The organism is Legionella navarrensis, from assembly GCF_052527415.1.
The window spans coordinates 28,709-41,567 of record NZ_JBNVZR010000019.1 but is presented as its reverse complement, the minus strand read 5'-3'; the positions used below and the strand labels follow the sequence as shown (position 1 = coordinate 41,567).

The following is a 12,859-nucleotide window of genomic DNA, read 5'->3' as shown; positions in this document are numbered from 1 at the left end:
ACAGCGCACGCCATGGTTATCAACAGACCCTGTATTTATAAATTTTTCTCAGAGTTTTATCATGAAGTCACGAACGGAACAAAACACATCCATCTCACCAGGCAACGAAAGCAATCTGGTTTCGCAGCTGCGCTATGTCGAGGCGATTGACAGCTATGTTCAGCGCGGTAAAAAAACAGGAACCCTGGTCATCGATTCAGAACGGCGGCACGATTTTTTTACCAGCCATCCTCATGTTCATCATCTCCTGCAGCGGGAACAGACAAACCCACTGCTGGAAGAGGGCGCCTATTGGGATAAACATTCCAGAGCGCGCCTCGGTGAGTACTACCTTACCTACGAAGCATTGACACTTCTGATTGAGGCCAGAAAACAGCGGCGGCGTCCCGCTTCCTCATCCGGCCCGTCTTACAATACCAAACGAATGTTTGTTATAAAAAATAATGAGTCCCGGCTGAGAGCTGTGCTGGAGCAGTTGGTTTTGAAGGATAAGGACGATGTCAAACTGATCTGCATAACCGGAATCCATCCCGTGGCCTGTTATATCAGAAAGGAGGGAGAACATTTAAAATGTATGATGGTCGATTCCGAAGGCGGCGATACCGAGCTGGCGCTTTTAATTCTGTCGATGTTGCAAAAGGCCCACCCCGGGATCGTTTTTTATATGAGCACCACCCTCCTGCAAAAAGATTATTACAGCTGTGCCACCTTCGCCTTTAAATCGCTGATGTATTTTGTCAAACATGGTGCTGAGGTTTTCCCCTGGCTGGAACAAAAAGAAGTCAGGCAAAGTAAAAAAGATCATCGTATCCTCCGTCTGTCCCCAACCGATCTGATGCCCACGCTGCTAAAGATGACTCAGGATCTGTCTGTGCTGTCAGACTCAGCGCTTGCCACTCTGGTGAGTCATAAACGACAGACCTCATTGCGCGACTATATTAATCAGCACCTTTGGGATCATCATGGAAAGCCGATTAACACAGCCGCGTTATTGAAAAAATACAGATATTTTTCTCTACTGGAGCGATACATCACCCGAATTATAGCGAACGATCACATCAATCCTGAGCCTGACCGTGCTCTTCCAATACCACTTTTTAAGCGCCATGAGTCATACTCACTCATACGAAAACATACGCCTTTATCCATCCAGCATGAGCAGTCGGTACTGGATACCTGTCAGGATATAGTCAGTTTTCTTGACAGTAAAGAAACAGTTGAGCCGTCAATTTCACTGCAAAAAACGCTGAATCACCTTCAAAACACACATCCTGATTTTGTACAAAAATATAAAAGTAAATTTCATAAAAACAGTTTTTACGGTGAATACAAAAAAGCGGATTTGGTGCGGATGAAAAAGCTGCTGTTTATCGCGGCACTTTTTGAAACGAATGACCATGATCATGTCAAGCTTTATATGCAGTTTGCCAATAAACTGATAACACTGTTCACACAGGCCGAGCTGGCTGTTTTGTATTTAAAGAAGTACAGCCTGCAGACCTCACGACAGCCGATACACGATGCCTGCCTGTTCAGGCTTCCCATCGCAGGAGATGGTTCATGGGATAATCCATATTGGGCGCAACTGGTGATGGATTTTGGTGAGCGGGCTCTCAGCTATCTGCCATGGGCCGCGCGCCTGGACAGACTCCGTCAGGAGCAGGCCTCTCTCCTTGAAACACAGGTGTTCGACAGCCCGCTGGAACAGTTTGATTTTCTGATGCAGCATTACACCTATCCCCGAAGTTCTGAAAATCCGGCACTGGCCGAGCTGTGTCGAACGCACATGATTCCAGAGCAACAGTTCAATAGCTGTCTTGAACTGGCGCAATACAACAAGCCCTTTGATCTGCTGCCGGATATACTCCTTCGTGGTGAAGAGCTGGGGTCGTTCCTGAGTGGCTACTATTTAAAAAAATTACCAGCCGGAGATTTGACAGGATATTTACTTGGTGAATACACCGCCTGCTGTCAAACGCTGGGAAAACAGGGAGAGGCCTGCGCCATTCATGGCATGCATTCCCTGATGAGTGGTTTTTATGTTATCTACAACCAGCATCACCAGATTGTGGCACAATGCTGGGCATGGATCGGAACGAGCGGTGAGCTGGTTTTGGATTCCTTCGAGCGTAGCCATTCCAACAAAAACTTTTTATGCAAACCCTTTGTAACGGCGCTGGCTGAGCGCTGTGTGCAGCAGGGATTTAAACGGGTATTAATTGGTCTCGGCAACACCCCGAAAATGGGCTTAAAAGACAGCATGTTTCCGGCAAAAGCCTATGATCCCTGTTCCTACAGTGATGCTGCCCATCCGTTTCAAATCCTTGCGGTGAATTATCCTTCGGTGTTGTCACAGTTTCAGGCCTATGCAGGGCACAACGATTTGTCTTTTGCAAAGTTTGAGCATTTGTTTGCCCATGGCTTTTCTGATGGATTATTTGAGAAGGGCCTGATGGAACTGATTGATCAAAACAGGCTGACCTTTGCCGAATTCGTCGCGCTGACAGGCTTCTGCTACAGAGGCATTTATGACTTTTTGCATGAGACTGGCCCGGATAATGGGTGCCTTCTCCAGCGCTTATTTGATACTTTTGGCCCTTCCATGGCACCCTTTCTCATGCTTAAAAGTAGAGATCAAGAGGCCTTAATTGATGTCATCATCAGACTGGAACACATGGATTTACTGGCCATTGCCGCGGAAATAACTCAGCAGACAAACGCTACGCCCCTGTTATCCACATCACCAGATGCACCCTTCTACCGCATGGCGCACGGTGCTGTAAAAAGCAATTCAATCCGGGTATTACGTGTTCTGCATGAGCGATATTTCCAGACACTTTCCTGGGATGAGTACATTGCGCTGCCTGATCACAATGGATTAACCGTTCTGAGTCAGGCCGCCGTTTCTGATCGACATGCCCTGGTGCAGACCATGATTAGCCTGAGTAAAGACAATCGAAAACTGCATAAATTACTGAAAAAGGAACATGGACATATCAACGTGATTCAGAATGACGAGGTAACACCGAATGGTGTCCTGATAGAAGGGTATCGCTGTGCCATCCCGCACTATCTGGCTGAAAAAAATGATGTTGAAACATTTAAACTTATTGAGCAGAGGATGGAGCCTCAGGCGCTTTGTGAGTTGCTTGATCAAAAAGCCAGCATTTTCAACTGGCATAAAAAATCATGGTATTTGCCGCCGGCCTTATATGCCTTGAAGAAGCAATCCTATGATTTTGCCCGTTATTTGATGGTTAATTTCTACTCAAAGCCAGCCTTGAGTGCCTTGATGGTTCACCAATCAAACGAAAAAAAGTCCATCGATAAAAAAGGCAGCATCATTGGCCTGATTATTCATACTAATCAGTTGGAGCTCTTGCATTTTTTGCGCAGCGTGCACGTGGATGAGGTGCATTGGACGGATACCCTGCTGACCGATATCAACGGATTTAATGCCCTCGACGAGATGATGCGGGCAGACTCTCTCGATTCTGCGTTGGCTGTCTTTAATGACATTCGCAGCTTTGAATGTTTTCACCGCATCATGACCAAAAAAAAAGGGGCATTGAATCTTTTACTGAATCGCGCAGAACGGCATTACCGGAAAAAGCCATTTTTTGATTTCCTGTTGTTGATTCTGAATCGCTACTCTGAACATCCCGCGTCTTTATCGGAGGCGTTTGATATGGACATTGCTGCCATTATTCTCAAACAACGCAACCTGAATGTATTCAAACAATTTGTCACTTTGTTGAGCCAGGATCCGACCCTGTTCATGCATTACATCAGGCAGGAATACGCTGCAAATCTGCTGCACCTTATTTTTGCGGAATTTGATGACAAGACGGGAAACAATCCTGATTTTATCGAGGAAATGAGCCCCTTTGTTCATGCTCTTTTCAATCGTTGTTCGCCGGAGCAGGTAAAAACACTCCTTTGTCTGTGTTCAAGTATTGGTACCTGGATATATATTTTCCCATCCATCAGCGTTCCCTTATTCCGTTATATCGTGAAAACCGTTAAAGCCATTGAGGATAGTACGTATCAAAAAAACTGGTTTTCCCTCAAGAATTCGGCATTGCATTCAATTTTTAAAAATACACAGGAATCGTATGCCCTCACCCAGGACCTGCTGGACGGCTATATCGAGCAACATGGAGCGGAACACGTTGCTGAGCACTTTAAGAAAAAGAGGATAGATTTTGTGTGGGATTTTGTTTCCCAATATCACAATATCAGATTGCTGCAGTATGTATACCCTTTAACCAAAGCCGATAGCCATTTATATGAAGGACTTCTGGAGCGACTTCTTAACGATAACGGGCAAATATCTCCGGCAACGGCCTGGTTTATGGAACAACCCGAAATCAGTGCCGAGCATCTGCTTGAATACCTCAATCACTTTAAAAAGCATCGGCCAGATGCCAGCGCCTATAGTTATCTCTTCGTCTTTACGCAGTTATGGAATATCAGCATGCGCAAGGGCGTGAGCGATGAATTGGCTCTTAAGACAATCCAGCAACACGTTTTCGAGATACAGCAAAAGCTTTCGCAGTGTCTGAGTGATCCTGTCAGGCTGGAGCCCAGTTATCTGCCCACGATTGAGACGTTTAAGACTCTTTTGAACTCCTGGTTAGAGCGTTTATCTTCTGAGCCGAAGGAGGTCTCAGAATCAGTCAGCACACCTGGCTCTTCAGAAACCTCTCTGACCTTTTTTTAACGGAGCCCGTCCCCATTTTTTTTCACACGTCATCCTGAACGAAGTGAAGGATCTCCTGAATCTGGCTCGGTTCCGGGCAGTTTGAGATCCTTCGCTACGCTCAGGATGACGTACCTGGGGATTTACAGTTTTTTATGGATAAAAATGAGGGAAAATCGTGTACTTATATGCCTCGTATAAACTACGGTGATTTGTTGAAATAAAAAGGATTATTATTTCACTTTTTGAGTCAGAAAGAGGTGGTTGTGGAATCGCATTTGCAATTATTTTTCGATAAATTGAAGGATGGTCTTGAATTGGAAGCATTGGCTGTTCTTGAGGATTTCTTTGCGCTTTATGGTGTCGAGGAGTTTTTAAATTTTAAAATGAAAATCTCCGCGGTATTATATGGTGGATTGCCTGGAAATCAGGTGTTTTCTTTGTTGGGCTGGCTTGTGATAAAAAATCACCAGATTCTGGCCAAAAGATTAATTGATGTGGGAATCAATCTCGAAGAAGGTGTGCAGTATGAGGCAGATCCTTATCTTCACAATCAATCCCCCTTAATGCTTGCCTGTGATGAATCAAATGTTGAAATGGTGCGGTTGCTGCTCGAGGCCGGTGCGGATATAACCTATACCAACACATTCGGAATCGGCATGTTGATGGTGATTAAAACGGCTGAGATTTGCCGGATGATTGTTGATCATGCTATAAAAAATGACTGCTTTAATACGTTGATTTCACAGAAAACAAAGGAAGATAACGGGGCGGCTAATTACGCACAAGCCCGTAATAATTCAGAGGTATATTTAGAAATTGTCCACGGGGGAATGCGGACCTTATATCATGCTATTCAGCAATCAGAGACAGCCGCGCTTGAGCAGCTTGAAATAAATATGGCAGAAATTGGTTTGGTTTTTTCTTTTTTTGCTCACTCGCAACACGGCGATGACTTACAGGAATACCTTTTATACAGTGCAGCAAGAAGAAATTACCTTACGCTGGCTAATCGACTGCTTGCGCTAAAACTCTCTCCAATTGACGCAGGAATAGTTTGCGAAACCGTGGAACCATCATTACATGCTACCTCGCCACTTGGGATAGCCTGTTATTTTGGGCATATTGACATGATGAATCTGCTGATTGCAAACGGGGCTGATTTATTGAAGCTGACCCATGAAAATAAAAGTCTTTTAATGCTGGTGTGTAGTGTTGAAGCCGCCGAAGTGCTGCTGAAGGCGGCTAAAGAAAAATTTGTGTTAGACGAGTTGCTCATGCTTGGGCAAAAATTCAATAAGGACGCTCTTTCATGCCATTGCTACCTGGGAAATGCTGATATTGTGCGCGTACTAATGCGAATCCCTTATTTTGAGCGAATGATGCCAATAAGAACGAGCTTGTCTCATGCGCGTCTCGCTTCAATACGCTTTCCAGAAAAATCAGCTGAGTTTGATGCGATTTGCCATCAATTACGCGCCTACAAAAGCAGGAGTTTAGCCAGGACCTGGAGCCGTACGTCTGAAGCACCGCGATTAACGGATTGTTACTACGGTTTGTTTGGCAGTCGAGCCCGCCAGGAAGCCACTTGTTTTGATGCTCAAAAAACCGAGGCGATTAAGTCGGTCATAGCAGACTTTTATCAGCTGCTAACACAGCCTGCCAGAGCCATTCGCTGCCTGCAATTTCTCAATGATGAATTATGTCGCTATTACAGCGAGAAACATGGACAGGCTTTCCCAGTGTTGAACAGCAATATGTATCAGTTTATTCAGATAGACGATTTATATTATCCAGTACCTGATCCTGAGTACCAGCCTTTGCAAAAAAACAAGGCGCTGCCAGAGCTTCTTATAGCCATTTTAAGACAATACGGCATGGCGGGGAAAGTATCTCAATGGATAGGATTTGTTCCTAACGCAATAGCCGACAGTCAGGTAAAGCAAGGGGATTTTGTGTTTGAAGGTGAGTATGGAGCGGGTTTGTTTCACGGAAAGCTCTCTCATATGTTGCAGCGTGTCATATTGATTTATGCCATCGAACAAGGCGAAATAGACTTGAGCTTTGAGTATGATCGTGTCCGCCATACGCTGCGCATTCAGGATATTCTTGAAGGCCTGGTTTCAATGGATACAAATGACGGTATTCGAGCCTGGACGACTGTTCAAGACATGCGGACAACTACTCATGTTGAGTTCAGCGATCCCCATCGCTTATTTTCGATACTCATGCATGACGGACGAAGCATCGGATGCGCGGCACTGGCAGATTCCCTCATTGACAGTTTCTGCAAAGGCTTGAGACGCTATTACCAGGCATGGAAAAAGAACACACCGTTTACTGAGGTGGAAATGGCTGAATTTCTCCGGCATCAGGAGGATTTGACACTGGAGACATTTAATTTAATGCCTGCGCTGATTCGGGCTGAATTGGAAGAAACGTCACGGAAAAGACAACTTCAAATTGATGCCATTGCTCATTCTGAAAAATACGCCCTGATTCCTAAAAACTATCAGCCCCGTGAGCAGTTTGTACCTGAAACCTGCTCAGCGTTTCGTCCTTAGCCTGGGGTGCAATATTTTTACCTGTCAAAATTAAATGGAAACGGTTACAGGGGTAGGGTGGGCAAAGGATTGAATATTGATAAGGCACTACTACCATTTCCCTATGGTTTTGACATGTGTCGTCCCCGCCTGCGCGGGGATGACACATGCATATTACTGGACGTTGAAACAGGCAAGCCGGCTTTTGATTCGCATTGATTGGTCCTTATTCAGCTCAAAGAGTCGTCACAGGTGCGTGAGAACAATCGCTGCTGCTGGACGAGCTGCTACTTGTTGAAGCCTGTGGCTGAGGGCAGAAAAATCCATAAGCCTTTTGCCTCATTTTCAAACCATAATCCAAAATACCGGTATTAATCGATTGTCCTGGATATTCCCTGCCTGCCTCACTGCGTAAGTCTTTGATGATCGTATGTCGCTGTCGCCATGAAGACAGTGTAACATCGGTTTTGATCTTTGTGTCCAAAAGCTCCGGAGGAACAGCGGACGGTCTCTGAGCTACCTTGAGGCAGTTCACGGGTAAATGGCACTTATTATATTCCCTGCGTATGGGGTGTCCATCAACGTATTTTGTTTCATATGCAATTTGAACCTGTCTCAGGCTTCCTTTCATATCCTGCCGTTTCAGCAGTTCTTTCAGTGTATAAAAGGTAAAAAGATAACAGGAGCTGCTATCCGCCTGTATGCCATCTGTATTTACAAAGAGCTGGGTATCAGCAAAGGGTTCCATATATTTTTTGGTCAGGATCGTGCTGACAATACTCTCGCAGGGTGCATCGTCCCCTAAGCTGTCAAACTGGTAAATGGTCTCATCCGAGTCCGTTTTTTCATACACTACAGCGCTGCAATGCGAGCCCGTCATCAGGGCAAATCCTATTTTCAGGGGAGCTGGCGATTGACGTAATTTAAGAATGGTCTGCAAAACAAAATCATACCGCGTAGGTTTCGTGCCAGTGTCATAAAGACAGTCTGGCGCAAAATATGGTTCATCCTCTGAATCTTCCGACGTAAAATCGCAGTGAGGAAGAATGGTGACGTCGTATTTGGCGGCATAATATTCAGCAAGCCATGTCATCCCGTCTTCTGTGGGCTGAATGGCCTGATAGGCCTCGCCCAGTATGTCTGAAGAAAAACAGTCTTCTGATTTTCTCAAAAAATACGTGTCTGGAAACACATGAAACAAACGCTTACTGTCGTATGGCGCGGCCATGACGGGCAATGCGCTGGGAGATTCTGGTGGTAATGTTGTCAGCTCAACATCGCTGTCTTGGTATAATTCCATCGCCTGTGAGAATGATTTCGGATCGGCAAGCCTGGCACTTTGCAGAAAGGCGGGATGGGCAGACACCAGTTCCTGCCAGCGTTGGTGCCGGATACGAAACAGATTAATCAGTACGTCGAGGCTATGTTCGTGTGGCTGAACGTTTGCAAAATCATGGCGTAGTCTGGTAGTTTTTTTCTTGCTGTACGAAAAAAAATTCAGCATGAGCTGGTGCATGGCTTCCAGATGGGCGTAATGATCCGTTGTGAGCGTTTCATTTATCAACGATTCAAATTCTGCAAACGGAGTCTCTGCAATTTTGCGAATCATTGCGTTTTTTTCACGTTGAAATGGCGCAGAAAAAACATAGTCAGGAGGTAGTAGGCGTGGATCATCGCCGTTAAAACGCTTCTCAACAATGTAGGGAATTTCTTGTAGTGAATCAAGGCTGAGATCTTCATGCAGCATATAAAAATCAAACGCCTCAGCCATGTCAATTCGCCAGACATTAGTATGCTCATCTTTAGTATGCTCATCTATAGTCTGGTAGCCAAAATTCCCCTGGTGATTATCTGTTCCACACAAAAAATAGTAGAGGATGCGCGTAGCCGCATTGCCGGTCATGGCATCAAACCGTGTGCTGTCATGCAAAGGAGGGTAGCCCTTATTGAATCCTTTGATACGACGGCTGGCTATGTAAAAACGCTTCTCCTGCTGCACAATTTCAATGGAGGGACCGTATCCCGTCAGGGCCCGAAATATTTTTGCGCACAGCAATTCAATCTGAGCTTCGTATTCACTCCGCCGGTATATCAGAAAATAATCATCGTCAAAGAATTTGTCGGCTTCGGGGCTCACGCATGAGTGCGCAGTCAGCACCTGATTGAAATCATCATCATGCTCAGACAGTTGTCTGATGTTGGTAAACGAGGAAAAGTCTTTATACGGCATTACACATCCGGTGTTAGATTATGGACTTTCATTGTATATTCTGTCTATTTATTAGTCAATAGGCGTGTCACTCGAAATGGGGGCTTTTGCCCGCCCGGCACTTACTGTTTAAATAATCAAAACCTTGGTTCCCGGGTTGTGTTTTACCCAGTTCGCCACGTACTCAATATAGTTATTTTTGCCAACAGCAATGCAGCCGCGCGTTGAGCCAGGCAGGTTATCCAGCCAGCTGAACATGGCGGATGACTGAGCAGGGCCGTGGATACCAACATCGCGACCAGTATAGCCTTCCGCCCGTTGTCTGGCTGTCGGGTAGAGAATGGGAATGAAGACTTTAAACTGGTTCGATTTTCTTGGGTAAGCCAATCCGTATAAGCCAACCGGCGTTTTATTATCGCCAGCGCGTTTTTTTCCAACACCGCTGTTGCCAAGCGCCACCTTGAACGTCTTGACAACGGCACCCTGCCTGCAAATGGCTAAAAGCTGTTTCGAGGTATGCACGTTGATTCCGCTGGCTAAAGGGCAGGTTGCTGAGCCTGCGAATAATATGGTGGGAGCCAAAACAAAAGCCAGAAATAAAGCTGCGTTTATTTTCATATAAGTAAACTAAATTTATTAAGGATGGGCAATAATTATTCCATATTATCGGTTTTTTTCATAGAGGCTGATATTGAACAGGAAGCTGTGCAAAGGCGCTCTGGTTGGAAACATGAAAAAACAGGGGTTATAATATGTACATGATGCTTTGAATTTGAATAGCGACCGTTCTGACATGATGGCTATGACTGAGAGGTGAAATGTGGCCGCAAATACCGATGAACTGCTGACAGAGTTACTTAGGTTAACCCGCTCCACTGAGTCTGTCCTTGATGAAACAGTGACGGCATCGTCAACCGGCGCGAAGCGGTTAGTTAAAAAAATACGTGCCGGTCAACTCGATTTATCCAGCACCACTCCCGATGGAAAGAATATCCTGCATTTGGCCGTGAGTGCTGATCTAAAAATCCTGCTGGCTGTTTTAAATCACCCAGACTTTAACCGCGAGCTGCTTTCGCAGCGGGATCAGAATGGCAATACCGCGTTTGACATACTGGCAGGGCTGGCAGAACCTGAGGATGTAAAATTTATAAAAAAACAGCTCTTAAACGTCAGTGGCTGTGGCATTTATTTCCCAGATTACTTAAGTATCGGCCAGTTTAATATCAATAAAAAAATTTACCGACGGTTACAAATGAAAAACAGAGATGCCAGTTTTTTTAATGATGGAGGTCTTTGTAACGGCTATTCTTTTCTGCATAACTACTATGTTGAAACAAATGGAGAGGATTATTTTTTCTCAACCTTGTTTCTAATGAATTTATGGGATGAGTCTAAAGAGTCACTAAAGAAGGTCATTCCTGATTTTTTACCGCAGTCAAAATACTATAAAACCTATGATCAACTGTTCGAACAATGGACCAACGATCTGTTTCTGACCTTTGCCTCAAATGAAATACAAACATTTATTCCAACAATGAATCAATATGCAAGACATTTTCAATATGAAATTATCAAGCCATATAATCAGGATAAAAATACAGTACAAACAACGACCTATAATCATAACTATGAACGATACAGCATGTGTGATATTCATTATTTAAGCAAGCCATCTGTCTGGGATCCAATTAAAAGTATTGCCAGGTCAAAGGCGCGTTTTGTTCCTGCATTTGTTTGTCATTCTAAGGAAGATAAGCTCCATATAAAGGCGTGTGATTTGGATGGCAACGAAACGGAATTCTTTGCCACTGAACTTGATTTATTTGAAGAGGGAAGTCAGTTTTATAATTTTGATAAACATGATATTAAATTCATAGTGGAATCGTGGATTGAACTTAATGTGATTAAAGGCGAAGCGAAAGAAAAAAAATTTGTAACGAAAGATCGGATGCTGGAGTTTTTAAATTATTTAAGCCGCCTGCCGGAAGGCTTATACGTTGATGTTTCAAAAACAAATCACAGCACTACTTTTAGAAAACTAAACAATGGCAATATCCTGTTTTACGATTGTAATGATCAGTATAAAGTGGCCGAAATCGCAGATTATCAGGCTTTAAATGATCAGATTCTTGTTAAAAACGGCCACAAAGACTATGAGTTCTATAAGGAGAAATATCCAACATGTATGTCCATTTATTATAATTACGAAAGTACTAATTCGTTTATTCCTCATGTCTATCATTTTAACAGCGATAAAGCGCTAAATAATCTGCGTGATTTTCGGGTCTTTGATGAAAAAGATCTGCCTCGTTCAAAAAAAGAGGCTCAATGCTTTCAGCAAGCCTCGCCCAATCAGTTTACACACTTGCATGTTGCTGTGATAACACGCGATTTTGCGTCGATTGTCAGACTGGTTGATGACGGTTATACGTCGATTAATGCCAAGGATTTTTATGACAGAACGCCATTGGATATTGCTGTGACAAATGGCTTTATGGAAGCCGCTTTAATTATCCTGAATAAATCACCTGATCCTTTGGAGGTGGATGCCGATTACTTTGGTAAAGCGTTCTCTATCGGTCAATATGAAGGTATTTATGATGTGCTGACCCATCCAAAACTTAAAGTAAACATGATGAAAGTTGCCGCAGGCGCGATGCAGAATCACTGTCTCGATGTCGTAAGCTGGATGCTCGACAAGCAGCTGATAAGCAGTGACAGCTTTATTCAGAGCGCTTTGCTTGCAAATGATTTACCGCTGATAGAGCTGTTATTAAATAACCATGCCGATATTAATAAGGAAGACAGCCAGGGCAACACAGCCTGTCACTACGCATTGTATATGCTGAATCCAGTCTGCTGTCGTTACTTACTCAGACACAGTGCGATCGATTTTGAAAAAAAGAATAACAAGGGCCTGACGGTCATGGATATTTTAGCGGGTCAGATCAGTAGAAAAAACGTATCCTCTGAAGACAGAGAGGCCATGACTGGAATAACCCGGCTGTTCCTGGAAGGATTTTCGTTTGATTTAAACAATAAGGCACAAAAAAAAATGCTGTCCCGATTACTGCACGCAGGCATTTCTTTGGGGGACGATGCGTTATTTAACCTGGCCCTGGATAAAATAAACCGCAGGCCAGACGTGTTGAACCAATACATCACACACGACGGAATGAAGATGACAGCCTTGCATTTGGCATTAACTCAGAACCGGCAGGATATGGCTGACGCGCTGGTAGAAGCAGGTGCTAATACGGGTTTAGTTATCCGAAATGGCTCCAGTTCCTTTTCAACCAATCCACTGGCAGGCAAATCTGCGACAGATTTAATGACAAATCCGGCTTATCCGAGCCTCAATCCCCTGTATTTAATGTTGACAAGGCAGTAGTACTCACGCACTCT

General features: G+C 44.3%; 5 protein-coding genes. 3 read left to right on the top strand and 2 right to left on the bottom strand.

The features are described 5' to 3' along the window. Nucleotides 1–61: 61 nt before the first annotated feature. Complete coding sequence (locus tag ACQUTA_RS11015; RefSeq protein ID WP_444988299.1) at nucleotides 62–4,723, top strand: YopJ family acetyltransferase; 4,662 nt, start codon at nucleotides 62–64, stop codon at nucleotides 4,721–4,723. Nucleotides 4,724–4,947: 224 nt separating this feature from the next. Beyond that, nucleotides 4,948–7,266, top strand: a complete 2,319-nt coding sequence (locus ACQUTA_RS11010) for an ankyrin repeat domain-containing protein (protein ID WP_444988298.1) — start codon at nucleotides 4,948–4,950, stop codon at nucleotides 7,264–7,266. A 214-nt stretch (nucleotides 7,267–7,480) separates the two neighbouring features. On the opposite strand, the gene ACQUTA_RS11005 is transcribed toward ACQUTA_RS11010, so the two are convergent. Beyond that, a complete protein-coding gene (locus ACQUTA_RS11005) occupies nucleotides 7,481–9,475 on the bottom strand; it encodes a hypothetical protein (RefSeq protein WP_444988297.1) in 1,995 nt (664 codons plus the stop codon). Between the two features lie 108 nt (nucleotides 9,476–9,583). After that, nucleotides 9,584–10,072 (bottom strand): L,D-transpeptidase family protein, encoded by a 489-nt coding sequence (locus ACQUTA_RS11000; protein ID WP_444988296.1) that lies wholly within the window; start codon nucleotides 10,070–10,072, stop codon nucleotides 9,584–9,586. A 202-nt stretch (nucleotides 10,073–10,274) separates the two neighbouring features. Here ACQUTA_RS11000 and ACQUTA_RS10995 point away from each other — a divergent pair, with 202 nt between their 5' ends. Beyond that, a complete protein-coding gene (locus ACQUTA_RS10995) occupies nucleotides 10,275–12,845 on the top strand; it encodes an ankyrin repeat domain-containing protein (protein ID WP_444988295.1) in 2,571 nt (856 codons plus the stop codon). Nucleotides 12,846–12,859 lie beyond the last annotated feature (14 nt).